Source organism: Paraburkholderia sp. CNPSo 3272 (genome assembly GCF_024206495.1).
In the GTDB taxonomy this organism is placed as follows: Bacteria; Pseudomonadota; Gammaproteobacteria; order Burkholderiales; family Burkholderiaceae; genus Paraburkholderia.
The window spans coordinates 1-23,211 of the sequence record NZ_JAMBPQ010000015.1 but is presented as its reverse complement, the minus strand read 5'-3'; the positions used below and the strand labels follow the sequence as shown (position 1 = coordinate 23,211).

The window sequence follows — 23,211 nt, the reverse complement described above, 5'->3', positions numbered from 1 at the left end:
CGCCCAGCGCGCCTCACCAGGGCTTGGCGAGCCGCGCGCGGAGTTCGGCGCGCGTCCTCTCGTCGAACTCGCCGAGAAAGCCGAAGCGGCCAGCAATGAGGGTGGCGGCCGGCACGCCGTCGCGGAACACGATGCGGTTGCCGGCGAGCGCGGGCACTTTCTCGCCTGGCAGCAGCGTGCCGAGGAGATTGAGCGGATCGGCGGCGCTCACGCAAACGAGCGCCCCGCCTTCGCCTTGCGCCGGAGCACGCCGCCGCACATCGCGCAGCAGCGCCACGGCTTCGGGCAGCGCGAACTGTTCGCCCGAAATCCCGGTGACGAAGCGCCCGCCGCGCAGCTCGCCGCGCGCCTCCATGCGATGCAGCACGCGCAGCAGGTCGCGCCACGGCGGCAGCCACGTCGCCTCGCGTCCGAGCAGGTGCCAGCCGATCACGCCGTAACGGCGCAGCAACACATTGGCGACGTGCTCCAGCAGCTCCGGGTCGGCGGGCGGGCGGCGCGCGGCGCTGGCGGTCGTTTGCCGTGCACGCGCAAGCGCTAGCGTGCGCACCCCCGCTGCCGCGCCCGCATTCGATACAGCCGGTTCGGCCGCGACGAGCGCCGCTTCATCGTCCGGATCCGCAAGCGGAGCGCTGGACGCATCGGCCAACGCAACGCGCCGCAGCGTCGCCCAGCGCCCCGCGTCGGCCATGCCGCCGGCGAGCGGCCCGAAGCCGCGCGGACGGCGTCTGCCGTGATGCGCGCTGCGCTGAGCGGCCGGCTTCACGAGCGCACGCAGCCCGGCAAAGCTGTCTGCGTTGACGAGGCCTGCCGCCACCAGTTCGCCGAGCGCGTTCTCCAGCTCGACGCCGAGCAGGTGCGCATCGGCGGCCAGTTCGTCGAAGAACATCGCGCCGTGCCGCAGCAGCGCCTCGTAGACGCGCTGCGCGCGCGCCGATAGACCGGCCGTGTCGGTCGTTTCGACGAGCGCCATCCAGCGCGCCAACTCGCGGCGCGCGAGCAGCACGACCGGCGTGCTGCGTACCGTCGAAGCGGCGACCGCGCGCGCGGGCAGCCGCGCCCAGGCGAGGCGCCCCGAGCGGCACAGCTCGTCGAGCAGCATGGGCGTGTAATCGTCGATGCGCGCCGGCAGGATGTCGTCCTCCCACGCGAGCGCCGAGGCTTCCCAGCCTTCGAGCTGGTCGAGTACGGCGGCCAGCGCGTCGCGGCCCGAGCCGCGCGCGCCGGGCGCCACGCGTTGCCATTCGAACAGGAAGCGCATGAAGTCATGGCGCTCGACGGGCTCGATTTCGCGCCGCAGCTTGCGCACGGTGTAGCGGTGGATGCGCGCGAGCAGGTGGCGTTCGCACCATTCCTCCTGGCCGCCGCCCATCGCTTGCGGCGTGAAGCGTCCGCGCATCACCGTGCCTTCGGTTTCGAGGCGCGTAAGGGCGAGCGCCGCGACGCTCGCCTCCAGCGCGAGCGGCCGCGCCACCTGCGCGACCGTTAGCGGTCCGAAGCCCGACAGGCGTGCGCGCACGATCTCGACGAGCGCCGCTTCCTCGGTCCATGTATCCGCGTATTCAGGCGGCGGCGTGAGCGGCGGCTCGCACCGCGCCTGGGGGTAGATGGCCTGCACGCACGCAAGCCGCTCGATGCCCACCCACAGCGCGTCGTGGTCCGCAATCGGCAGCCGCGTTGCGCGGCCCGCCGCCGCCAGACCGGCGAGCCATGCGAGCCACTGCGGCGCCTGCTGGGCCTCGCTTTCGGCGAGCGCGCCAAGGCTCGTGAGCGCGTCATGCATTTCGTCGGCGTCGCGCACTTGCGGCCAGGCTTCTTCACGCACGCTCGCAATCGCTTCGGGGTCCAGTGCGCCGAGATCGTCGGTGGATTCGGGGTCGCTCCAGCGGCGTGACAGGACGGCCTGGGTGCGGCGTTCTTCGATCGGGGCGTCGTCGAGGAACGCATAGGGGCGCGCGGTGAGGATCTCGGCCGCGAGCGCAGAGGGCGCGGGCAGTTCGCGCACTACGAGCTTCAGGTCGCCTGCCTCGATGCGCCGCAGCAGCGCGATCCATGCTTCGGTATCCATAGCATCGTGCAGACAGTCGTCGAGCGTCTGGTCGACGAGCGGATGGCGCGGCACCTCGCGCTCGCCCGCGATGTTTTCGACGCACGCGGCCTGGTCGGGAAACACAGCCGCGAGCAGGTCTTCGCTGCGCATGCGCTGGATCTGCGGCGGCGTCTTGCGCCCGCCGGTCTGACGCGGCAGCGCGAGCGAAGTCGTCGCATTCCAGCGCCAGCGCACGCCGAAGAGGGGCGCGTCGAGCAGCGCCTGCACGAGCAGATGCTCTGCGGAATTCGAATGGAGATAGCGCCATACCTCGTCCAGCGCGAAGCTGTGCGCACCGGTGAGCGAGAGGATGATGGCGTCCTCGGTAGCCGCGGCCTGCAGCTCGAAGTTGAACTGGCGGCAAAAACGCTTGCGCAGCGCGAGACCCCACGCGCGGTTCAGGCGGCTGCCGAACGGCGTGTGGATCACGAGCTGTGTGCCGCCCGCCTCGTCGAAAAAGCGCTCCATGACGAGCGTGTCCTGGGTGGGCAACACCGTGAGCGCGGCGCGGGCGCGCGCCAGATATTCGACGATCTGGCGCGCGGCGGCATCGTCGATCTCGAGCGATGCGGCGAGCGCCGCCGTGGCGCGATCGACCACAGCGGGCGACGCGGCGTCATCCGTCGCCCCAGCGTTCGCGCTCGCGTCGATCAGCGCGGCTTCCACCTGCTTGCGCAGCCGCGAAATCGCGAACGAAAGCTCGTCGGTGCGACCCGGCGCCTCGCCCAGCCAGAACGGAATGCTGGGCGGCTGCCCCTGGGCGTCTTCCACGCGCACGCGGCCCGCTTCGATGCGCAGGATCCGGTACGAGGCGTTGCCGAGCTGGAACACGTCGCCGGCGAGGCTTTCGACGGCGAAGTCTTCATTGACGGTGCCGATCTTCACGCCTTGGGGTTCGAGCAGCACTGAATAGTCGGCGTTGTCGGGAATCGTGCCGCCCGACGTGAGCGCGACGAGCCGTGCACCGCGCCGCGCACGCAGCGTGTGGCTCACGACGTCGCGATGGAGGTAGGCGGCGCGCGGCCCGTGGCGGCTCGTGTAGCCCTCGGCGAGCATGCGCAGCACGGCGTCGAACTGCGCGCGCTCGAGCGCCGCCCATGGTGTGGCGCGCCGCACGAGCGCGTAGAGCGCGTCTTCTTCCCAAGCCTCGCAGGCCACTTCCGCGACGATCTGCTGCGCGAGCACATCGAGCGGCGCCTGCGGCAGCGCGAGGCGGTCGAGTTCGCCGCGCCGCACGCTATCCAGCAGCGCCGCGCATTCGATCAGGTCGTCGCGCGACGTGGGGAAGAGCCGTCCCTTCGGCACGCCGCCGACCTGGTGACCCGAGCGCCCGACGCGCTGCAGGAAGCCCGCGATCGAGCGCGGCGAGCCGATCTGGCACACGAGATCGACGTCGCCGATATCGATGCCCAGTTCGAGCGACGCCGTCGCCACGAGCACGCGCAGATCGCCGCTCTTGAGCCGCTGCTCGGCGAGAAACCGATGCTCGCGCGCGAGGCTGCCATGGTGCGCCGCCACGGCTTCGGCGCCCAGACGGTCGGTGAGATGGCGCGCCACGCGCTCGGCCATGCGGCGCGTGTTGACGAACACGAGCGTCGTGCGGTGCATGGCGACGAGCTCGGCCATGCGGTCGTACACGCGCTCCCACACGTCGTTGGCCATCACGGCTTCGAGCGGCACTGGCGGCATTTCTATCGCAAGGTCGCGCGTGCGCGTGTGGCCTACATCGACGATCTCGCACGCGGGCGGGTCTGCGTTCGGCTCCTGCGCCGCGTCGCCCATGCCCACCAGAAAGCGCGCGACGGTTTCGATCGGCTTTTGCGTGGCCGACAGCCCGATGCGCAGCAGGCGCGAGCCGCACAACGCGTCGAGCCGCTCGAGGCTCAACGCGAGATGGCCGCCGCGCTTGTTGCCCGCGAGCGCGTGAATCTCGTCGACGATCACGCTGCGCGCGCTCGCCAGCATGCGGCGGCCCGATTCGGAGCCGAGCAGCACGTAGAGCGATTCGGGCGTCGTGACGAGGATGTGCGGGGCGCGTTTTCTGAGCGCCGCGCGCTCGGGCTGCGGCGTGTCGCCGGTGCGCACCGCGGTACGGATTTCGACCGGCGGCAAGCCAAGCTGCGCGAGTTCCTCGCCGATGCCTTCGAGCGGCCGTTCGAGATTGAGCCGGATGTCGTTGGAGAGCGCCTTCAGCGGCGACACGTAGACGACCAGTGTCGTGTCGGGCAGCGCGCCGCCGTTCGCGAGGCCTTCGCGCACCAGTTCGTCGAGCGCGGCGAGAAAGGCGGTGAGCGTCTTGCCCGAGCCGGTCGGGGCGGCCACCAGCGTCGCGCGCCGGCTGGCGATGAGCGGCCATGCGGCGCGCTGCGCGGCAGTGGGCGCGTCGAAGCTGCGCCGGAACCAGCCGGCCACGGCCGGATGAAAGCGCGCGAGTACGTCGCTTTGCTCGCCGCCGGGATTGGCGGCGGCTTGCGGGGCGTGCGGATCGGATAAGGGCGAAGGCGTTGTCATGCGGGCGGTGTGCGGCAGAAAAAGCGGCAGAGGCGGCGGCATTGCACGTCTGCCAGTCTCGCAGCTTTCGTGCGCGTCTGCCTGGCGCGGGGCGGTCCGGGTGCGGGCGTTGCAGCGCGTCAGCACAGATGTACGGCCGTCTTGCGGCGTTTCAAGCCGTGGCGGCCGTCCGGCAGGCGCGTCGCGAACGCAGTATCCTCGCCGCGTTGGACTTTCCCTCGAACCCACGACGGAGTCACACCATGCGTTACAACCCACTGGGCCGCACCGGCCTGTTCGTTTCCGAACTTTGCCTCGGGACGATGACCTTCGGCGGCGGCGCCGGCATCTGGAACCAGATCGGCGATCTCCAGCAGTCCGACGCCGAACGCCTCGTTGGCCGCGCGCTGGATGCAGGCGTCAATTTCATTGATACCGCCGACGTCTACTCGCAAGGCGTTTCCGAGCAGATCACCGGCCAGGCGCTCAAGAACCTCAAGATCCCGCGCGAGCAGGTGGTGATCGCGACCAAGGTGTTCGGCGAAATGGGCTCGTCGCCGAACGAGCGCGGCGCCACGCGCTATCACATCATGGACGGCGTGAAGGCGAGCCTGAAGCGCCTGCAGCTCGACCACATCGACCTCTATCAGATTCACGCGTTCGATCCCGTCACGCCGATCGAGGAAACGGTACGCGCGCTCGATACGCTCGTGCAGCAGGGGCACGTGCGCTACGCGGGCGTTTCGAACTGGGCCGCGTGGCAGATCGTGAAGGCGCTCGGCATTGCACAGCGCGAAGGGCTCGCGCGCTTCGAGTCGCTGCAGGCCTACTACACGATCGCAGGGCGCGATCTCGAACGCGAGCTCGTGCCGATGCTGGAGAGCGAGGGGCTCGGACTGATGGTCTGGAGTCCGCTCGCGGGCGGGCTCCTGAGCGGCAAGTACGGGCGCGACCTGCAAGGCGAGGCGGGCAGCCGCCGGGTGACCTTCGATTTTCCCCCGGTCGACCGCGAGCGCGCATGGGACTGCGTGGACGCGATGCGGCCGATCGCGCAGGCCAAAGGGGTGTCAGTCGCGCAGATCGCGCTCGCCTGGCTGCTGCATCAGAAGGCCGTGACATCGGTGATCATCGGCGCGAAACGCGTGGACCAGCTCGACGACAACATCGCGGCGACGAAAGTGAAGCTCAGTGTCGAAGAGTTGGGCGTGCTGGACGAGGCGAGCGGATTGCCGGCGGAGTATCCGGGCTGGATGCTCGCGCGTCAGGGCGAGCAGCGGCGCGCGCAGCTCAGACAAGCGCGGCAGGAAGAGGAGTGAAGCGGGAATGAGGCAGGGATGAAGCGTGAATGAAAAGCGCCGGCGGTGTAATCCGCCGGCGCGGTCCGGCCTGAAACTGGCTCGGTCTGGTTACCCGGCGGATCGATCAGCTCGCCGCCGAGACCTTCAGATGGTTCTTTACCGAGGTCACGCCCGAGACGCCTTCCACGACCTGCTTGGCGTTGTCGCGGTCCTCGGCGCTGGGCACGGTGCCGGTGAGGGAGACTACGCCCTTACGGGTTTTCACATGGATGTGCTCGGACTTCACGTTCTTCGCGCCGAGCAGCTCGGCCTTGACTTTGGTCGTGATGGTCGCGTCGTCTACGTGCTGGCCCATGGATTCCGAACTGGCCGCGGGCGCGGAACTGTTCGTCGTGGTCTGCGCACCGGCGATCAGTGCGAACGTCATGCAAGCGGCGCCAGCCGCAGTCTTGAGGATCAGGATACGCTTCATGGCTACTCCCTTTCTGGTTGTGGTCGCAGCTTCCCACCGCAAGGAGCGTGCCTCGCCGCGTCCGGGCTCGCTGCGCGCGTCGTTGAAAGGCTGCTGGAAGCTGCCCGTGCAGCCCCACTATGCGGGATCGCCGCCGGATCTGCGGCCAGGGTTTCCCGACCGGCACGCGCAAAAATTCTTCCTCACCGTTGTAAAAATCTCCACGGCGGGGTCGGAAAAGAAGCTCGCACAGTATCCGCTGCAAGTGCCGATCCCGTTTCAAAACAGTGCGTTGTAAAAACTGGCATGGCTGTTGCATGAGGGGTGCTACCACTCAATTCAACAAAACGGGATTGCCATGCCTTCCATCGCGTTACACGCGCGCCAGCATCTGGCGCTCACGCCGCGTCTTCAGCAGGCGGTGAGGCTGCTGCAACTGTCGTCGCTCGAATTCCAGCAGGAGCTGCGCGAGGCGCTCGACACCAATCCGTTCCTCGAATATGTTCCGCCCGCCTCGGAGACCGGCGAGGCCGCCGAAGCGGCCGACGGCGCGGCGGGCATCGGCTCCGCGGCGGCCCCCGCGGCCGAAGTGCCAGCCATGGCGACCGAAGGCGCGGGTGAGTCCGGCCTCGATGCCGGCCTGGCGCAGGAAGCGTCCCCTTACGCCGAGACCTCGTACGCCGAGGCCAGCTACAGCGACGAAGGCTCTGGCTATACCGCCGAGATGCCGGCGTCTGGCGCGTTGCGCACGTCGAGCTATCGCGGCGGCGAGGACGGCGATTCCGAGGCCTCCGACTGGGTGCGCGTGCCGCTCACGCTGCGCGAGCAACTGCATGAGGCGCTGCGCCTCTCGCCGCTCGACGACCTTGACCGGATCGCAACGCAGATCGTGATCGAGGCGCTCGACGACGACGGCTACCTGCGCCAGGACCTCGCCGAACTCGCCGACGTGGACGGTGCGGGCGACACGCTCGACGAAGACCGTCTGCGGGTGGCGTTGCGCGTGGTGCAGACGCTCGATCGCCCTGGCATCGGTGCCCGTTCGCTCTCCGAATGCCTCGTGCTGCAACTCGAGGCGATGCCTCACGACACGCCGCATCGCGAACTGGCCTTGCAGATCGTCTCGAAGCATCTGGAACGCCTCGCGCGCCGCGAGCATGGGGAGCTGCAGCGCCAGCTCGGCTGCGACGCCGCCTCGCTGCAGGCCGCGAGCGCGCTCGTGCGCCGCCTCGATCCGAAACCGGGCAACCACTATGGGCGTGCGGACGGCGGCTACGTCATTCCTGACGTGATCGTGCGCCAGGTGCGCGGCAAATGGGTGGTGAGCGTGAACCCGGCCATCGAGCCGCGCGCTCGCATCCACAAGCTCTATGCGGAGATGTTCGCGCGCTCGGATCAGACGAGCCGCTCGCCGCTCGCCCAGCAACTGCAGGAAGCGCGCTGGCTGATCCGCAACGCGCACAAGCGCTGCGAGACGATCCTGCGCGTGGGCGAGTGCATCGTCGCGCGTCAGAAGGCGTTTTTCCAGTATGGCGAAATCGCACTGCGGCCCATGCTGCTGCGCGACGTCGCAGACGAACTGGGCCTGCACGAATCGACCGTCTCGCGAGCCACGGGCAACAAGTACATGGCCACGCCGCGCGGCATCTTCGAGTTCAAGCGCTTCTTCCCGCGCGAGCTGGAGACGCGCACGGGCGGCACGTGTTCGGCGGCCGCAGTGCGCGCGCTCATCAAGGAAATGATCGACGCCGAAGATCCGCGCGACCCGCTTTCCGACGTCATCCTCACGCAGGAACTCGAAAAGCAAGGCGTGCAGGTGGCACGCCGCACGGTCACCAAGTATCGGCAGATGATGAAGCTGCCGGCCGCGGAAATGCGCCGGCAGATTTGAGGCACGCGGTTCCTCTGCGTGCCGGAAGACGGGGGGCCGGCGGCGCGTGACCGGCGTGACGAGACGTGTGGCCACGTGTGGATTGCACGCTACGTTACGCGCGCCGCTTCAATGCAACACTTCAAGGCGATTTGCAGCGGGCGCGCCGAGGGCGGATAAATTCCGAGCCATTGCTCACATTCGATGCCCGCTGCGCATTGCCCACCATGACCCAGACGCTCCACGGCCGCAGCCCCTCGGCGGCTAAACCACGAACGCCATCGCGGCACGCGCGGGCGTGAGCGTCGGCTTTCTCTATCAATATTTTCCGAACCGCGACGCGCTGACCGCGAGACGCCGCGCGTTAGCCGGAAGTATGCGGGGCGATGCCGAGCCATCGCGCCACACGCCCTAACGTGAGGCCGTTGCAGAGCAGATTCAGCAGCACGAAGGCAGCGGCCATCGCGGCCGCGAACGCGCGGGTGTCGGGCGAGAGCGCGTCGTTGCGCGCAAGGCAGATCGCGAGCGTGAGCGTGACGGGCCCGCGTACGCCGCCCCACGCGATCAGCCATTGATGCGCGCGCGGCAACGGCTTGCAGACACCAAGGCGGCTCAGCAGCGGCACGAAGATCGTGAGGACGCCGAATCGGCTCAGGGTGGCGGCAAGCAGCGCGAGCCCGAGCGGGAGGGCGTCGCGCAGATGCAGCTTGTGCACGAGCCCGGGCACGCGCGCCGACGCGAGCAGAAAGACAGCGGCGGAGGCGATGCCAGCCTGGTACGCCCATAGCTGGCGAAACAGCCCTTGGCTCGCGGCGGCCCGGCGTGTACGCATGAGCTGGCTGGCCGCGAGACCCGCGCACACCACTGCGGCCACCCCAGACACGTGAAGCCCGTGTTCCGCGGCCGGATAGAGCAGCGTGGGCAGCGCGAGCGAGAGCGCGTACTCGGAAAAAGGCAGGCTGCGCAGCGCGCTCGACGTCGCGACAAAAAGCGCTCCCGCGAGCGCCCCGAACGCGCAGCCGCCGACGAGCGACACGAGGAACGCGGCGAGCGGGTAGCTGTGCGTGTGCGCGGCGGGCGGCGTGAGCACCAGCGCGCTGGTGAGGAGCGTGGAGATGCTGATGGCGGCGGCATCGTTGAGCAGGCTTTCGCCCTCGACCAGCCGGATCAGGCGTTCCGGCGCGCCGCTGTTGCGAAAGAGCGCGATCACGGTGGAAGGATCTGTCGTGCTGACGATGGCGCCGAGCAGCAGGCACACGATCAGGCTCTCGCCGCTGCTGATCCACGTGGCGAGGCCGACGCCTGCCGCCGCGGCCACCACCGCGCCGATCGCGAGCAACAGGATGGGCGCGAGATCGGCGAGAAGACCGCGCGTATCGACCTGCAACGCCGCTTCGAAGAGGATGGGCGGCAGGAAGATCCAAAGATAAGCCTCGGGCGGAAGCGAAGACGTGAGCAAGGGCTCGATGCTCGAAGCGGTGAAGCCGGGCGCGAGGTTGAGCAAGGCGAGGTAGCCGGCGCCGAGCAGCACGCCGGCGCTGGTGAGACCGAACGAGTCGGAGAGGCGCAATCGCTGCGCAGCGGCATGGCAGAGCGCGATGAGGAGCAGCAGGACGCCGGTGCGGATGGTGAGTTCGATTGCGGTTTGCAAAGGCAGGACACTCCGTGTGCGGTTGGGCGGCGGGAGCGGCAGTGCCCGCGACGCATCGATTCAGTATGTCGCTGCGTTGCAAGTTTGCATGTTGACACATGTCAACTCGCAGCCGACCAGGTCATCACGGCGGCATTACGGTCTTTTACGTGTCGGATGAGATTCGCCGTGCGCGGCTAGCTCGCGCCGAGGCGCTCGATCAGTGCCATGGCTGCAGCCGGGTTGCGTTCCTTGAAGCCGCTGATGACGTAGAGATACACGTCCCGGCCGGCCTTCGCGGCGACCGGCTTCGCGTAGGTGGCGAGGTCGTCCGGTGTTTCGCCGCGCGCCCAGGCGAGCGCGCGCGACGCCCAGAGGTCGAGGTCGGCGGGAGCATAGCCCTGCGGGTGATCCTGCGCCGTTCCCATGATGCGGGCATAGACGAACGGCGCGCTCGTGTCGCCGATAAGCGGATAGCTGGAATCGCCGCTCATGACGATCGCCGCCTTGTGCTTGCGTGCGAGCGCGACGAATTCCGGTGTGCAAAAACTCTCGTCGCGCACTTCGAGCGCGTGGCGCAGCGGGCGGCCTTCGGCCTCGCCCGGCAGCAGTTCTAGAAATCGAGCGTAGTCCTCGGGATCGAAGCGCTTGCCCGGCGTCATCTGCCAGTTGATCGGCCCGAGCTTGTCGCGCAGGTTCAGCACGCCGCCGCTCAGGAAGCGCTCGATCGTGGCCCCGGCTTCGGCCAGCACACGGCGATTCATCGCAAAGCGCGGGGCCTTCAGCGAGAACACGAAGTCGTCGGGCGTTTCGTCGTGCCAGCGCGTGAAGCTTTCCGGGCGCTGCGCGCCGTAATAGGTACTGTTGATTTCCAGCGTCGAGAGGTGACGGCTCGCATATTCCAGTTCGCGGCGCTGCGCAAGGCCATCGGGATAGAACGCGCCGCGCCACGGCGCATAGATCCAGCCGCCCACGCCGACACGAATCCGGCCGTGGCGGGCTTTTGAAGGGGATGAGGGCGCCATTGGAAATCCGTCATCGAAGCCGGGATGGAGCAGTGTAGCGCAGCAACGGCCACGGCCGCCGGTTAGCGTGCCGCCCTGGAAGCGGCGAACTCATCTCGATTTTTAGGCATAGTCCGATATTTTCTTGTCCGCTATGAGGCTACTTTGGTCCTGTTGTGTCAGATAACTTTACAGGGCCCATCAGATGTCTTCCCGCATATCTCCGGAACTTACCGATGCACAGTGGCGCAGCATCGCACCCATGTTTCACGAAATCCGCGTTGACAGTCGTCGTCGCGGGCGCCCGGCGCACAATCCTCGTCACGTTTTCGCGGGCATCCTGTGGGTACTGGCCACCGGCTCGGTCTGGTCGAAGCTGCCCGAGCAGTATCCCGATTTCCGCACTTGCCATCGCCGCTTCAAGCTGTGGTTCGACGCTGGTCTCGTGCATCACGCCATGGAGCGTCTGCATGGCGAGGAAGGCCTCGCCCTTTGCGCGGCCATGGCCGCACGCATGCAGCCGTGGCGTGCGCCGGCCGGCCGCAAGCCGCGCTTTCCGGTGGCGTCCTCGCTGCGGTGGCCGCTCGCGCGGCCTTTCGTGGAACGCTGAGCCAGCAGGGCTGCGTCGGCGGATTATGAGTCCGCCGCAGCTTCAAATCTCCCCACTCTCCGCTCGCATGCGCGCGAACAGCGGCGCCCACCACGGCTCGCGCGCGAATGCCCCGATTTCCACGTCGGTGTCGAGATCAACCGTGCGCCGCCGCTCGCGCTCATCGAGTGGGTCCGCTTGCGCGACCTGCGCGGCGAGCACGTCGGCGCCCGCGTCGGAAGCGTCGCGCGGCCCGCGCGCGCGGGCGTTCACACGCTCGGCGAGCCGCGCTTGCGGAGCGTGGAAGTTCAGGATCAGCATTGGCCGGTGCAGCTCACGCGCGAGCGCTGCGAAGCGCGCGCGATGCGTCGCCTTGAGAAACGTCGCGTCGACAAGCGCCGTGTAGCCCGCGTTCAGCACGTCGCGCACATGGGCGACGAGGCGTTCGTAATGCGCGTCGAGCGCGGCTTGCGTGTAGGCGCTTGCCGGCAGCGCGTCGAGAGAGGGCGGCGCGAAGGGTTCTAGCCGCTTGCGTTCGAGATCGCTCGACACACGGATCGCGCCGCTCAATTCCGCCAGCGCGCGGCTCGCCACCGACTTTCCCGACCCCGAAAAGCCGTGGCAGAGCAGAAGCCAGGGTGCGGGCTCGCGCATGGCGCGCGCCTCGTCGGCCGCGAGGGCCAGGTAGCGCGAGGTGGCGCCTGCGCTCGCTTGCAGGTCGGACCGCGCGGGCGATCCCGCTTTGAGCATCGCGACCAACGCCCGCACGAGCGCGCGATAAACGATATACAGCCGCAACGCAGCGAGCCCCGCGAACTCGCCCGTCGCTTCGAGGTAGCGATTGAGCAGTCGGTGGGCATAGGCCGCGTGGCCGTGCGCGCGCAGATCCATCAGCAGGAACGCAAGATCGCAGGTCACGTCGATCCAGCGCAGTTCCTCGCTGAACTCGATGCAATCGAACATCAGCGCGTGGCGCCCGTGCCGCACGATGTTGTCGAGATGCAGGTCGCCGTGGCAGGCGCGCACGAATCCGTTCGCACGGCGGGCGGCGAGGTGCCGGGCGAGGCGTGCGAGTTCGCTTTCGCAACTCGCGCGCAATGCGGCGCTTGCCACTGCGTGCGCCGTGCGCGGGTCCGCTTCGAGGGGCGCGAGCGCGGCGAGCACCTGGTCGCGCAGCAGTGCTGCCGAGCCGAAGCGCGCCGCGGGCGCCGTCGGCCCGCGTCCGGCCCGGCGCGCATGCCGATGGCTCGCGGCGAGGCTGGTTGCGGCCGCATCGATATCGTCCGTGCACAGTTCGCCGTGCGCGAGCAGATTAGAAAACAGCAGACGCTGGTCGAAGCGGCGCATACGCACCGCATAGTCGACGACTTTTACATTGCCGCGCACGCCGCGCCTGGGCCTGAGCCTGCAACGCCGACCGTCAAAAAATATCTCCGCTGTGTCGCGATAAATCGGTCCCGCGAAGGGCGCATTCAGAAGAATCTCTGCTTCGCAGCAGCGGAGTCGGGCATCGAGCCGCACAAAATTGACGAAGCCGAAATCGACGGGCTTCATGGTCTTGTACGCGTACCGCCCGGCGAGATACACCACGGAAATATGCGTTTCGATGCGCACGATGCGCCCGGCCGGGTGCGCATACGTGCAAGCGCGCGAGAGCGCGGCGTCCACGAGGCGACTGTGGCGGCGCGCCGTGCGTTGACGGTTGAGGGCATGGCGTGAGATCGGCGTGTCGGACATCGGCGTGGCTATCCTGAGAATGGGGGGCTGCGGGGCGATCCGCGTCGGAACCAGCATACCGCTGAGGCCGTGGGGCGGCATCTCAGGGCCTTGATCGAAGCGGCCTGCATGGGCCCGGTGCATTGGACGTTTTGTGCAATCTGCCGAGGCTGCGCGATACTGTCATGCTCAACCCAACCGGAAGCTCGGAGACATGGCGCATTTCGACGTATTCAACGGCGACGCAGACGGCATCTGCGCGCTCCATCAACTGCGGCTCGCAAGGCCGCGCGAGGCGACGCTCATTACTGGCGCGAAGCGCGACATCGCACTCGTCGAGCGCGTGCCCGCTCAGCCAGGCGATTCGCTCACGGTGCTTGACATTTCGTTCGATGTGAATCGCAAGGCACTCACCGCGCTGCTCGCCAAGGACGTCGTGATCGAATATTTCGACCATCACCACGCGGGCGACCTGCCGGTGAACAGGAATCTCGTCGCGCACATCGACACGACGGCGCAGGTCTGCACGAGCGTGCTCGTGGACCGCCATCTCGCCGGCCGCTACCGGCCGTGGGCGATCGCGGCGGCCTGGGGTGACAACCTGGCCGCCACGGCGCAGGCGCTCGTCCAGCAGGCCGGGCTCGATGCCGCGCATGCCGAACAGCTGCGGGAGCTTGGCGAGTCGATCAACTACAACGCTTATGGCGACTGCGTCGAAGATCTCATGATCGCGCCGCTCGACCTGTACACGGCGATGAAGCCCTATGCCGATCCGTTCGATTTCATCGCCTCGGAGCCCATCGTCGGACAACTTGCCCGTTGCCGTCACGACGATCTCGAACTGGCCGAGGCCATCGCGCCGCTCGTCGCGCTCCAGTACGGCAGCGTCTGCGTGTTGCCCGACGAGCCGTGGGCGCGCCGCGTGCGCGGCGTGTTCGCCAACGTGCTCGCGAACGAGGAACCCTCGCGCGCGCACGCGGTGCTGAGCGTGCACGCGGACGGCAACTACGCGGTAAGCGTGCGCGCGCCGCTCACGGAACCGTGCGGCGCGGATGAACTCTGCCGCGCCTTCCCTGGCGGAAACGGCCGGGTGGGCGCCGCGGGCATCGACTGTCTCGAATCGAACCGGCTCGACGCGTTCGTCACTGCGTTCGCGCGCGTGTTCGGGCGCGCGAAGCCGGCTTCGGCTTGAGCTGCGCAAGGCGCAATCAGGCCGTTTCGCCTGAGCCGTGCGCGGCACGCGCCGCCGGCCAGCGCCAGTTGCGGATTTCGGGCATGTCGTCGCCGTACTCGTCCACGTAGCGGCGGTGCGCGGCCAGCTTGTCGTGCAGTGTCTGGCGCAGGTGCGCCGCGCGCTGTGCGAGTCCGTCCACGCGGTCGATCACGGCTTCGCACAGGTGGTAGCGGTCGAGCCGGTTGAGCACCGTCATGTCGAACGGCGTGGTCGTCGTGCCTTCCTCGATGAAGCCGTGCACGTGAATATTCGCGTGATTGGCTCGCCGGTACGTGAGCTTGTGGATCAGCGTCGGATAGCTGTGGTGCGCGAAGATCACCGGCTTGTCGGTGGTGAAGAGCGCGTTGAAATCGGCGTCGGGCAGGCCGTGCGGGTGACGGTCGGCAGGTTGGAGCGTCATCAGGTCCACCACGTTCACCACGCGGATCTTCAGCTCGGGCAGACAGGTGCGCAGCAGATCCACGGCGGCTAGCGTCTCCATGGTCGGCACGTCGCCGGCGCAGGCCATCACGACGTCGGGCTCGCCGTCGTCGTCGTTGCTTGCCCATTGCCAAATGCCGATGCCGTCCGCGCAGTGGCGAATGGCCGCGTCCATGTCGAGCCATTGCGCCTGCGGCTGCTTGCCCGCCACGATGATGTTGATGCGGTTCCAGGTACGCAGCACATGGTCCGTCACGGCGAGCAGCGTGTTGGCGTCAGGCGGCAGATACACGCGCACCGTGTCCGACTTCTTGTTCACCGCATAGTCGATGAAGCCCGGGTCCTGATGGCTGAAGCCGTTATGGTCCTGGCGCCACACGTGCGAGGTGAGCAGATAGTTGAGCGATGGCAGCGGCCGCCGCCACGGAATCTCGCGGATCACCTGCAGCCACTTCGCGTGCTGGTTGAACATCGAGTCGATGATGTGGATGAACGCCTCGTAGCACGACATGAAACCGTGGCGGCCCGTGAGCAGATACCCTTCCAGCCAGCCCTGACAGGTGTGCTCGGAGAGGATTTCCATCACGCGGCCGTTGGTGGCGAGCTGGACGTCGTCGGGCGTAACCTCCGCGAGCCAGGTGCGCGACGTTACGTCGAATACGTCGCCCCAGCGGTTCGAGGCAGTTTCGTCGGGCCCGAAGATGCGGAAGTTGCGCGTGGCGTCGTTCACGCGCATCACTTCGCGCAGGAACGCGCCCATCACGCGCGTGGCTTCGGCGTCCACCTGGCCCGGTGCGGGCACAGCCACGGCGTGGTGCTCGAAGGGCGGCACGCGCAGTTCGCGCACGCGGCCGCCGCCATTCGAACGCGGGTTCGCGCTCATGCGCTTTTCGCCTTGCGGCGCGAGCGCGGCGACGTCGGGCACGAGGCGGCCTTGCGCGTCGAACAGTTCCTCGGGCTTGTAGCTGCGCATCCAGCCCTCGAGCAGCGCGAGATGCCCCGTCTTCGAGATGTTGGCGAGCGGCACCTGGTGAGAGCGCCACGAGCCTTCGGTTTTCTGGCCGTCCACAGTCTTCGGGCCCGTCCAGCCCTTAGGCGTGCGCATGACGATCATCGGCCAGCGCGGGCGCACATAGCCGGGCGGCAGGTTGCCGTGTTCGTCCGCGAGTTCGCGCGCAGTCTTCTGGATGCGCGCAATGTCGTCGAACGCCGTGTCGAGCGCGGCGGCCATCAGGCGATGCGCCACGTCGGGTTCCTCGGCCTCCACGAAGATCGGCTCGTGGCCGTAGCCCTTCATCAGCGAGGCGAGCTCGTCGTCGCCTATGCGCGCGAGCACGGTCGGCCCCGCGATCTTGTAGCCGTTCAAATGGAGGATGGGCAGCACCGCGCCGTCGGTGGCGGGATTGAGGAACTTGTTCGAGTGCCAGGCGGTGGCGAGCGGGCCCGTTTCGGCTTCGCCGTCGCCCACCACGCAGGCGACGATCAGGTCCGGATTGTCGAACACCGCTCCGTAGGCGTGCGAGAGCGCGTAGCCGAGTTCGCCGCCTTCGTGGATCGATCCCGGCGTTTGCGGCGCGACGTGGCTCGGAATGCCGCCTGGAAAGCTGAACTGCTTAAAAAGCACGGCCATGCCCTCGACGTCCAGCGGCACGTTCGGCCACGTCTCGCTGTAAGTGCCTTCCAGCCAGGTGTTCGCGACGACGGCGGGGCCGCCGTGGCCCGGCCCCGCGAGAAACAGCACGTCGAGATCGCGCGCGTTGATGATGCGGTTCAGGTGCGTGTAGAGAAAGTTCAGGCCCGGCGTCGTGCCCCAGTGGCCGAGCAGACGCGGCTTCACGTGCGCGAGTTGCAGCGGCTCGCGCAACAGTGGATTGGCGAGCAAATAAATCTGGCCAACCGAGAGGTAGTTGGCCGCGCGCCACCAGGCGTCCATGCGGCGCAGCAGGTCGTCGGAGAGCGGCGGGTAGGCGGGGGTGTCGGTGGCGTTCATGCGGGGCTCCGGTTGCGCGGCGGCGGAAGGCGGACCGAGACGGACTGCGTGCGCGACGCGGCGGCGCCCGTGGCGCGAGCCAGCGGCCTGCACGGCGGACGGACTCCGCGCGCGAGGCTGGGCGGCGGCCCTCGTGGTCCTGTGGGATTCGTCTTATGGTGCCACGATCGCGCGGCGCGCCACGCGTGGATGTCCTGTGGCGGCGAGTCGCATCGGGGTAGCAGCGCCGCAGCGCGCAATGCACGACAGCCCGCGGCCCGATTGCATAACATGGTTTTATGGTGATCGATGCGGCGCGTGGGCCGCGTTCTGGCGAGGAGGATGGCGATGCGGGCAATGCTGTTCGACGGCAAGAATCCGCGGCTGCGCGAAGCCGATCTGCCCGACCCGGCGCCGGGTGCGGGCGAACTGCTGATCGACGTGCGCGCGTGCGGCGTGTGCCGCACCGATCTGCACGTCGTGGATGGCGATCTCGCGCACCCGAAAACGCCGCTCATTCCCGGCCACGAGATCGTCGGCATAATCGCGGCGCTCGGCGCGGGCGTGACGGGTTTCGCGCCCGGCGACCGCGTGGGCGTGCCGTGGCTCGGCCGTACCTGCGGCCATTGCCGGTTCTGCTCCGACGGGCGCGAGAACCTCTGCGACGCGCCCGGCTTCACCGGCTATACGATCGACGGCGGCTACGCGACGCGCAGTGTCGCCGACGCCCGTTATTGCTTTCATCTGCCGCGCCAGTACAGCGACGTCGAGGCCGCGCCGCTCCTTTGCGCGGGGCTCATCGGCTATCGCTCGCTCGCGATGGCGGGCGATGCACGGCGCATCGGCATCTACGGGTTCGGCGCGGCGGCGCATATCGTCGCGCAGGTTGCTTGCCGCCAGGGGCGCACGGTCTACGCGTTCACGCGTCCGGGCGATGCCGCGGCGCAGCAGTTCGCGCGGCGCCTCGGTGCGGCGTGGGCCGGCGGCAGCGACGAGCGCGCGCCCGAGGAACTCGACGCAGCGTTGCTGTTCGCGCCGGTCGGCGCGCTCGTGCCCGCCGCGCTGCGGGCGCTGGCGAAGGGCGGCACGGTCGTGTGCGGCGGCATCCACATGAGCGACATTCCGTCGTTTCCTTACGCATGGCTGTGGGAAGAGCGGCGCATCGTCTCGGTGGCGAATCTCACGCGCGAGGACGGTACGACCTTCATGGCGATTGCCGCGCGGCACAAGCTCGAAATCGAGACCACGCCGTACCCGCTCGCGCGCGCGAACGAGGCGCTGGCCGATTTGCGCGAGGGACGGCTCACGGGCGCGGCGGTGTTGACGATGCGCTGAGCCGCTCAGCTGGATCACGCTGCCGACGCAGTCGAGACAACGGGTCGCACTACCGGGGCGCGCATCCGTACCCAAATGCGCTACAACGATCTTTATCTGAATAGCGCGCGCCGGGAGCCGGTGCGCAACATGGGCAAGGCCCGGGAGGTCCATGATGTACAAGCAGATTCTGGTAGCGGTCGATGGCAGCCGCAGCGGCCGGCGCGCGCTCGATGAGGCCGTGAAGATCGCGAAGGCGACGGGCGGCGCCGTTCAGGCGCTGTGTGTCGTGCGGCATCCCGCGCGGCTCGTGGACGTGAGTTCGGGCTTCGCCGAAGAGCAGGCGCGCCACTCGGCGGAAAACGATGCGGCAACGGCGGCGCTCGAAGAAGCCAAACGGGTGTTCGCCGAGGCTCAGGTGCCGGGCTCCACGCGCGCAGCCGATGCGAGCGGCGAGGAGATCGCCGCGGTGATCTCGCGCATCGCCGCCGAGGACGGCGCGGACCTCGTCGTGATGGGCACGCGCGGCTTGTCGGGCATGAAGCGCATCTTGCTCGGCAGCGTGGCGGAATCGTTCCTGCGCATGGCGGACCGGCCGGTGATGCTGGTGCGGGACGAAGAGGCGCCGGCCGCCTGACTGGGGGGCGGTTCCACCGGCCGGTTCGCGTCGAGGGCGCGATCGGCCGGGCAGCGTTCCCGCCCCAGGATTTGTCGCGAAATACTGGCGATGACAAGCCTGGTTTCGACTCGCTGCGCATCAACCATCTCGAAATAGCACGTCGATCAAGCGACAAATCGCCCATTCGTCGCGCGGGAGCCCCTCTTACTGCCTATGATGTTGGCTTAAGCCGGCTGTCTTGCGAACACACGGCACTCCGAAGCATCCCGTTTCCCATCGTCGCGCGTGAAGCGCTTTCATTTCGCTCGCCGCAGCCCGCGTCCCGTCGCGGTCAACCGCGGTCCCTTTGGCAGCAAACGCATCCGGCCGCGCCGGGCGAAAGCTACATAAGGAGGAGATTGACCATGGCAACCGCTTCCCATCCCTCGTTCGACGCCCCCTCGCTCGGCAACGCGACGGGCGCCTCATTCGACACGTACCGTGCCAACACGTCGGCCGCGCTGCGCTTGCTCGTCGGGCAGCAGCAATGGCGCGAGCAGCTGTTGAAGCTGGAGCAGCGCCGCATCGCGCGCGATCGCGAGGCGGTCGAAGCGCTGCTCGAATCACTGCGCACCGCGCGCGACTGGACCGATTTCGCGGTCGCCACGCAATCGGTCTGGCGCGACTATCTCGGCGCGAGCACTACGCTCTGGCAAGAGGGCGTCGCGGCGGCGGTGCAGGGCGCGAGCACGTGGTCCGACAGTGCGCGCGACTTCACACAGCACTGGCAGGAGGCCTGCGCGGGTGCGCAAGCCAGCGCGTCCAAAGTGCCGGTCGCGCTGCCGATGCGCGAGTGGATGAACGCCTTCGAGCGTGCGATGAGCAGCGCCGCCAACGGCGCCGCAGATCCGGGCACGGCGGCGGCCACAGGCCGTGCGCAGGGCGCGAGCGCGGGCGGAGGCCAGCATGGCCACTAAGCGCGTTGCTTTTGTCACGGGCGGCATGGGCGGACTCGGCGAGGCGATCAGCCGGCGCCTGCACGACGCGGGCATGACCGTCGCCGTCTCGTGCTCGGCGGCGAACACGCGCGCCGATGCCTGGCTTGCCGCCGAACGCGCGGCGGGCCGCGACTTCGGCTGCCACCACATGAACGTTGCCGACTGCGAGGCCTGCGAGCGCGCGGCGCAGCAGGCGCTCGACGATCTCGGCCAGGTCGACGTGCTCATCAACAACGCGGGCATTACATGCGACCGCAGCTTCGTGAAGATGTCGAAAGCCGACTGGGATTCGGTGATGCGCACCGATCTCGACGCGCTCTTCAACGTGACGAAGCCGTTCCTGCCCGGCATGATCGAGCGCGGCTTCGGGCGCATCATCAATATCGGCTCGGTCAACGGCTCGCGCGGCGCTTTCGGCCAGACCAACTATTCGGCGGCGAAAGCGGGCATGCATGGCTTCACGAAGGCGCTCGCACTGGAAGTGGCGAAGAAAGGCGTGACGGTGAACACCGTGTCGCCGGGCTACCTCGCCACGAAAATGGTGGAAGGAGTGCCGAAAGACGTGCTGGACGCGCGCATCCTGCCGCAAATTCCGGTAGGCCGCCTCGGCCAGCCGAACGAGGTCGCGGCACTGGTGGCGTTCCTCTGTTCGGACGACGCGGCGTTCATCACCGGCGCCGACATCGCGATCAACGGCGGCATGCATATGCAATGACGCATCGCGCTGCGACACAAAAATTTCGCGCGCGGCAAAAAAAGGGTCTTGCAAACGCGCGAGGCGCCTTCATGTTGGAACGGTAAGCGGCAGCGACCGCGCCGCGCGAGCGGCGCGATTCGTTGCAGGCGATTCCCCGTCGTTGGCTGCTCACGCGTCATGCGCCTGCGCGAACTGGCGGGGTATTTAGGAATCCGACGCAATGTCGTCGTTGCGTGGACACCCAAACATTCAGCCCATGGAGGCATCGATGAGCACTATCTCGCGTTACGATCCGTTTTCGATGGAAGTCGTACCCGATTTGTTTCACGGGCTGTTCCGGCCGTTGCGTGCTACGAGCGGCGCGCAGGGGCAGCCGGCCAGTATCCGCATCGACGTGACGGAAGACGAGGCCGGTTTCACGGTGAAGGCCGAAATGGCCGGCGTCGATCGGAAAGACATCGACGTGAAGATCGATGGCAATCTCGTTTCGATTGCCGCGAAAGTCGAGCGGGGCAGCGAACTGAAGGAAGGTGAGCGCGTGGTGCGTCGCGAGCGTTATGCGGGCAGCGTGAGCCGCGCATTCACGCTCGCCGCGGAAATCGACGATGCAAAGGCGAGCGCGCAATACAAGGATGGCGTGCTGACGCTGACGCTACCGAAGCGGGCCGCAGGCGCCAGTAAGCGCCTCGAAATCAACTAAGGCGCAAGAGGCGTCGGGCGAGCGGCGCGCAGACTGCATATCGTGCAGCTGCGCGCCGCTTTCCCGCTTTGGACACTGGCGCGTAACACAGCGAAACACGACTGTAGCGAAACTGTACGATTGACTCGCTATGCTGGGGTGACTCAAGCACACGGCCCTTCGGTCGTTTGCTTTTCGGGCATGTGGCTGGAATCGGCGCGTACGCCTTGACTCCGGCCGACAACTGGAGAGACCTGATGCTCAGTCACCACGAACTAGCGACCCTGCTGCTGATCCGTGATGCGGACGCGCCGATTCAGATGATCGATTCCGATTTCCTTGCGCTGCAGCGCTATCGTCTCGTCGAAATGGACGAGGCGGGCGGCGACCCCACGCTGCGCCTCACCACCCGCGGTCGCGAACTGCTGCGACGCCTCACACACGACGAAGGTGGCGAGCCCACTATTTGAGCGGCCGGCGCGACTTGGTCTTGCACAGCAAGGCATGTCAAGTGTGTTTCATCGAGCGCTACGCCCGTTACATCCGTGTAATACGCCTCCGAACGCTGTGCGATACAGTGCTGGCTTTTGATTCCCACCCACGCTGTTTTCACACGCAAGAGCCGAGTCATGAACGCCGTTGCCAAGCCCGTTGTCCGCCTGTTCGCCCTGATTTCCTGCGCCGCGCTTTTCGCGCCGCTCGCCGCTGTCGCACAGCCGTATCACCACGAGGTGTGCCACATCGAGCACGTTCACCATCACGCTGAGCGCGTCTGCCATCACGTGCGCTGATATTCGTCGATTGCCAGGTTGAATGCAGGAAAACGCCGCATTTTATGCGGCGTTTCTTTTTTATTCACATAATTAGGATAGCGAAATAAATATGAGAGATTTGTGCTACATCACCTCCTGATTAATTGAAAGACTGGGTTTACACAAAAAATGCCATGGCGCGGTATGCTCCGCGTTCCGTTGCATACGTTTTCCTTGCAGCGAGTCACGTCATCTCAACCGCAAGGCCAACGCACGCAATGAAAAACATCACGTCGCTAGCCGCAGCCGGTGTTGTCGCCAGCGCGCTCGCCTTGGCCTCGGGGTCGGTTTGCGCGCAGGAATTCACGCTCTACACAGGGCCGCTCAAAAGCGGCGCCGACCATACCTATTCGTGGCAAATGGATTACACGGAGGGTTTCGGCCAGTATTTTGCCGGCAGTATTGCGTGGTTGAACGAAGGCCATATTCCGGATCATCACCGCGACGGCCAGGCCATCCAGGCGTGGGCGCGTTTGCCGCTCGCGCAGCGTCGTTTCGTGTTCGCGCTGGGTGTCGGGCCGTATCGCTACTTCGATACCGAAGCCGCGTCACAGGGCCAGGGCTGGTCCGATACGCACGGCTGGGGCGTGCTCTACAGTGCGCGCGCCACGTGGTACTCCACGCATCGCTGGACAGCGAACCTGCAACTCAACCGCGTGCAGGCGTCGCACGGGCCATCAACGACGTCGCTCATGCTGGGCGTGGGCTATCAGCTCGACGCGCCCGGCACGCCTGGCCCGCGAGATTTCGCGTTGCCCCGCACGCAGAAAGTGACGAACAACGAGATCACGCTGATGGCGGGCAAGACTATCCTCAACAGCCTCGAATCGCAGACATCGGTGGCTGAGGCAATCGAGTACCGGCGCGGCATCAATTCCTTTCTCGACGCCACCGTGGGGTATCTGCACGAGGGCAATGGCATCTCGGCGCGGCGCGATGGCGCGACGGCGCAACTCTGGCTCACGCGCGCGTTCTTCGACGAGCGCCTCACGCTGGGGTTCGGCGCGGGCCTCTACGCGGCGATCCATCACGGCGAGCATCCCGAAGAGCGCGATACCGGCGACGGGATTCTCTCGGGGCTCGTCTCCGTCTCGGCTTCCTATCGGTTGTCGCAGCACTGGGCTGCGCGCGTCACGTGGAACCGCGTGGTCACGCGCTATAGCCGCGATACGGACGTGATCCTGGGCGGTATCGGCTACCGGTTCTGAGCGAGGGTGATGTAGCCCGCGCGGGCATGCCGTGGTTTGGCATGACTTGTCCGCGCGCGAGTCGCAACGTTAGCTACCCTGAGGCGGACGGCCGCCGCCACCGCCACCGCCAGGCCCACCGCCGCCGCCTCAGGGTAGCTAACGT

The 23,211-nt window shown here is 67.4% G+C and carries 19 protein-coding genes and 1 pseudogene; 14 read left to right on the top strand and 6 right to left on the bottom strand.

Features of this window, described 5'->3' with window-relative positions:
- Positions 1–13 precede the first annotated feature (13 nt).
- Positions 14–4,600 carry a DEAD/DEAH box helicase gene (locus tag M3I53_RS19350; protein WP_254317493.1) on the bottom strand — a complete coding sequence of 1,529 codons (4,587 nt, stop codon included), beginning with the start codon at positions 4,598–4,600 and terminating at the stop codon, positions 14–16.
- Between the two features lie 242 nt (positions 4,601–4,842).
- Here M3I53_RS19350 and M3I53_RS19345 point away from each other — a divergent pair, with 242 nt between their 5' ends.
- Positions 4,843–5,895 (top strand): aldo/keto reductase, encoded by a 1,053-nt coding sequence (locus M3I53_RS19345; protein WP_254317492.1) that lies wholly within the window; start codon positions 4,843–4,845, stop codon positions 5,893–5,895.
- A 106-nt stretch (positions 5,896–6,001) separates the two neighbouring features.
- Here the strand turns inward: M3I53_RS19345 and M3I53_RS19340 are convergent, their stop codons facing one another.
- A complete protein-coding gene (locus M3I53_RS19340) occupies positions 6,002–6,349 on the bottom strand; it encodes a BON domain-containing protein (RefSeq protein ID WP_254317491.1) in 348 nt (115 codons plus the stop codon).
- Between M3I53_RS19340 and M3I53_RS19335 the strand changes: the two genes are divergently transcribed.
- From M3I53_RS19335 to M3I53_RS19325, 3 genes and pseudogenes are all read left to right on the top strand, one after another.
- Positions 6,231–6,626, top strand: coding sequence for a hypothetical protein (locus tag M3I53_RS19335; protein ID WP_254317620.1), 396 nt, complete (start codon positions 6,231–6,233; stop codon positions 6,624–6,626). The genes M3I53_RS19340 and M3I53_RS19335 overlap by 119 nt on opposite strands.
- Before the next feature lie 60 nt (positions 6,627–6,686).
- On the top strand, positions 6,687–8,219 hold the full coding sequence (locus M3I53_RS19330) for an RNA polymerase factor sigma-54 (protein WP_254317490.1): 1,533 nt from the start codon (positions 6,687–6,689) through the stop codon (positions 8,217–8,219).
- A 247-nt stretch (positions 8,220–8,466) separates the two neighbouring features.
- Positions 8,467–8,550: pseudogene (locus M3I53_RS19325) on the top strand (TetR family transcriptional regulator); the annotation flags it as partial.
- A gap of 12 nt (positions 8,551–8,562) precedes the next feature.
- Here the strand turns inward: M3I53_RS19325 and M3I53_RS19320 are convergent.
- Together M3I53_RS19320 and M3I53_RS19315 are read right to left on the bottom strand one after the other, a co-directional pair.
- Positions 8,563–9,849 (bottom strand): cation:proton antiporter, encoded by a 1,287-nt coding sequence (locus tag M3I53_RS19320; protein ID WP_254317489.1) that lies wholly within the window; start codon positions 9,847–9,849, stop codon positions 8,563–8,565.
- A 176-nt stretch (positions 9,850–10,025) separates the two neighbouring features.
- Positions 10,026–10,853: a DUF72 domain-containing protein gene (locus M3I53_RS19315; RefSeq protein ID WP_254317488.1), complete on the bottom strand. Its 828-nt coding sequence runs from the start codon at positions 10,851–10,853 to the stop codon at positions 10,026–10,028.
- Between the two features lie 184 nt (positions 10,854–11,037).
- On the opposite strand from M3I53_RS19315, the gene M3I53_RS19310 reads away from it, so the two are divergent.
- Complete coding sequence (locus M3I53_RS19310) at positions 11,038–11,442, top strand: transposase (protein WP_302057745.1); 405 nt, start codon at positions 11,038–11,040, stop codon at positions 11,440–11,442.
- 42 nt (positions 11,443–11,484) lie between these two features.
- On the opposite strand, the gene M3I53_RS19305 is transcribed toward M3I53_RS19310, so the two are convergent.
- Complete coding sequence (locus M3I53_RS19305; protein ID WP_254317486.1) at positions 11,485–13,158, bottom strand: bifunctional aminoglycoside phosphotransferase/ATP-binding protein; 1,674 nt, start codon at positions 13,156–13,158, stop codon at positions 11,485–11,487.
- Positions 13,159–13,351: 193 nt separating this feature from the next.
- On the opposite strand from M3I53_RS19305, the gene M3I53_RS19300 reads away from it, so the two are divergent.
- Positions 13,352–14,329: an acetyltransferase gene (locus M3I53_RS19300; protein ID WP_254317485.1), complete on the top strand. Its 978-nt coding sequence runs from the start codon at positions 13,352–13,354 to the stop codon at positions 14,327–14,329.
- A 16-nt stretch (positions 14,330–14,345) separates the two neighbouring features.
- Here M3I53_RS19300 and M3I53_RS19295 read toward each other — a convergent pair whose 3' ends face one another.
- Positions 14,346–16,781 carry a phosphoketolase gene (locus M3I53_RS19295; protein WP_254317484.1) on the bottom strand — a complete coding sequence of 812 codons (2,436 nt, stop codon included), beginning with the start codon at positions 16,779–16,781 and terminating at the stop codon, positions 14,346–14,348.
- Positions 16,782–17,108: 327 nt separating this feature from the next.
- Here M3I53_RS19295 and M3I53_RS19290 point away from each other — a divergent pair, with 327 nt between their 5' ends.
- The 8 genes from M3I53_RS19290 to M3I53_RS19255 all read left to right on the top strand — a co-directional run bounded on the left by M3I53_RS19290 (position 17,109) and on the right by M3I53_RS19255 (position 23,066).
- Positions 17,109–18,095 carry a zinc-dependent alcohol dehydrogenase family protein gene (locus M3I53_RS19290; RefSeq protein WP_254317483.1) on the top strand — a complete coding sequence of 329 codons (987 nt, stop codon included), beginning with the start codon at positions 17,109–17,111 and terminating at the stop codon, positions 18,093–18,095.
- Positions 18,096–18,249: 154 nt separating this feature from the next.
- A complete protein-coding gene (locus M3I53_RS19285) occupies positions 18,250–18,711 on the top strand; it encodes a universal stress protein (RefSeq protein ID WP_254317609.1) in 462 nt (153 codons plus the stop codon).
- Between the two features lie 386 nt (positions 18,712–19,097).
- Positions 19,098–19,649, top strand: a complete 552-nt coding sequence (locus M3I53_RS19280; RefSeq protein ID WP_254317482.1) for a hypothetical protein — start codon at positions 19,098–19,100, stop codon at positions 19,647–19,649.
- Positions 19,639–20,385, top strand: a complete 747-nt coding sequence (gene phbB, locus M3I53_RS19275; RefSeq protein ID WP_254317481.1) for an acetoacetyl-CoA reductase — start codon at positions 19,639–19,641, stop codon at positions 20,383–20,385. The genes M3I53_RS19280 and phbB overlap by 11 nt, the downstream gene beginning before the upstream one ends.
- Positions 20,386–20,635: 250 nt before the next feature.
- Positions 20,636–21,067, top strand: coding sequence for an Hsp20/alpha crystallin family protein (locus tag M3I53_RS19270; protein ID WP_254317480.1), 432 nt, complete (start codon positions 20,636–20,638; stop codon positions 21,065–21,067).
- A 236-nt stretch (positions 21,068–21,303) separates the two neighbouring features.
- A complete protein-coding gene (locus M3I53_RS19265; RefSeq protein WP_069261954.1) occupies positions 21,304–21,516 on the top strand; it encodes a hypothetical protein in 213 nt (70 codons plus the stop codon).
- 159 nt (positions 21,517–21,675) lie between these two features.
- Positions 21,676–21,837, top strand: a complete 162-nt coding sequence (locus M3I53_RS19260; protein WP_254317479.1) for a hypothetical protein — start codon at positions 21,676–21,678, stop codon at positions 21,835–21,837.
- A 239-nt stretch (positions 21,838–22,076) separates the two neighbouring features.
- Positions 22,077–23,066 (top strand): hypothetical protein, encoded by a 990-nt coding sequence (locus M3I53_RS19255; RefSeq protein WP_254317478.1) that lies wholly within the window; start codon positions 22,077–22,079, stop codon positions 23,064–23,066.
- The last annotated feature ends 145 nt before the right edge of the window (positions 23,067–23,211 follow it).

Coding starts and splice junctions, on each gene's coding strand:
- M3I53_RS19310 (WP_302057745.1), top strand. CDS start 11,038: ATGTCTTCCCGCATATCTCCGGAACTTACCGATGCACAGTGGCGCAGC.
- M3I53_RS19335 (WP_254317620.1), top strand. CDS start 6,231: ATGGATTCCGAACTGGCCGCGGGCGCGGAACTGTTCGTCGTGGTCTGC.
- M3I53_RS19260 (WP_254317479.1), top strand. CDS start 21,676: ATGAACGCCGTTGCCAAGCCCGTTGTCCGCCTGTTCGCCCTGATTTCC.
- M3I53_RS19265 (WP_069261954.1), top strand. CDS start 21,304: ATGCTCAGTCACCACGAACTAGCGACCCTGCTGCTGATCCGTGATGCG.
- phbB (WP_254317481.1), top strand. CDS start 19,639: ATGGCCACTAAGCGCGTTGCTTTTGTCACGGGCGGCATGGGCGGACTC.
- M3I53_RS19350 (WP_254317493.1), bottom strand. CDS start 4,600: ATGACAACGCCTTCGCCCTTATCCGATCCGCACGCCCCGCAAGCCGCC.
- M3I53_RS19315 (WP_254317488.1), bottom strand. CDS start 10,853: ATGGCGCCCTCATCCCCTTCAAAAGCCCGCCACGGCCGGATTCGTGTC.
- M3I53_RS19345 (WP_254317492.1), top strand. CDS start 4,843: ATGCGTTACAACCCACTGGGCCGCACCGGCCTGTTCGTTTCCGAACTT.
- M3I53_RS19255 (WP_254317478.1), top strand. CDS start 22,077: ATGAAAAACATCACGTCGCTAGCCGCAGCCGGTGTTGTCGCCAGCGCG.
- M3I53_RS19290 (WP_254317483.1), top strand. CDS start 17,109: ATGCGGGCAATGCTGTTCGACGGCAAGAATCCGCGGCTGCGCGAAGCC.
- M3I53_RS19285 (WP_254317609.1), top strand. CDS start 18,250: ATGTACAAGCAGATTCTGGTAGCGGTCGATGGCAGCCGCAGCGGCCGG.
- M3I53_RS19305 (WP_254317486.1), bottom strand. CDS start 13,158: ATGTCCGACACGCCGATCTCACGCCATGCCCTCAACCGTCAACGCACG.
- M3I53_RS19280 (WP_254317482.1), top strand. CDS start 19,098: ATGGCAACCGCTTCCCATCCCTCGTTCGACGCCCCCTCGCTCGGCAAC.
- M3I53_RS19330 (WP_254317490.1), top strand. CDS start 6,687: ATGCCTTCCATCGCGTTACACGCGCGCCAGCATCTGGCGCTCACGCCG.
- M3I53_RS19300 (WP_254317485.1), top strand. CDS start 13,352: ATGGCGCATTTCGACGTATTCAACGGCGACGCAGACGGCATCTGCGCG.
- M3I53_RS19270 (WP_254317480.1), top strand. CDS start 20,636: ATGAGCACTATCTCGCGTTACGATCCGTTTTCGATGGAAGTCGTACCC.
- M3I53_RS19295 (WP_254317484.1), bottom strand. CDS start 16,781: ATGAACGCCACCGACACCCCCGCCTACCCGCCGCTCTCCGACGACCTG.
- M3I53_RS19340 (WP_254317491.1), bottom strand. CDS start 6,349: ATGAAGCGTATCCTGATCCTCAAGACTGCGGCTGGCGCCGCTTGCATG.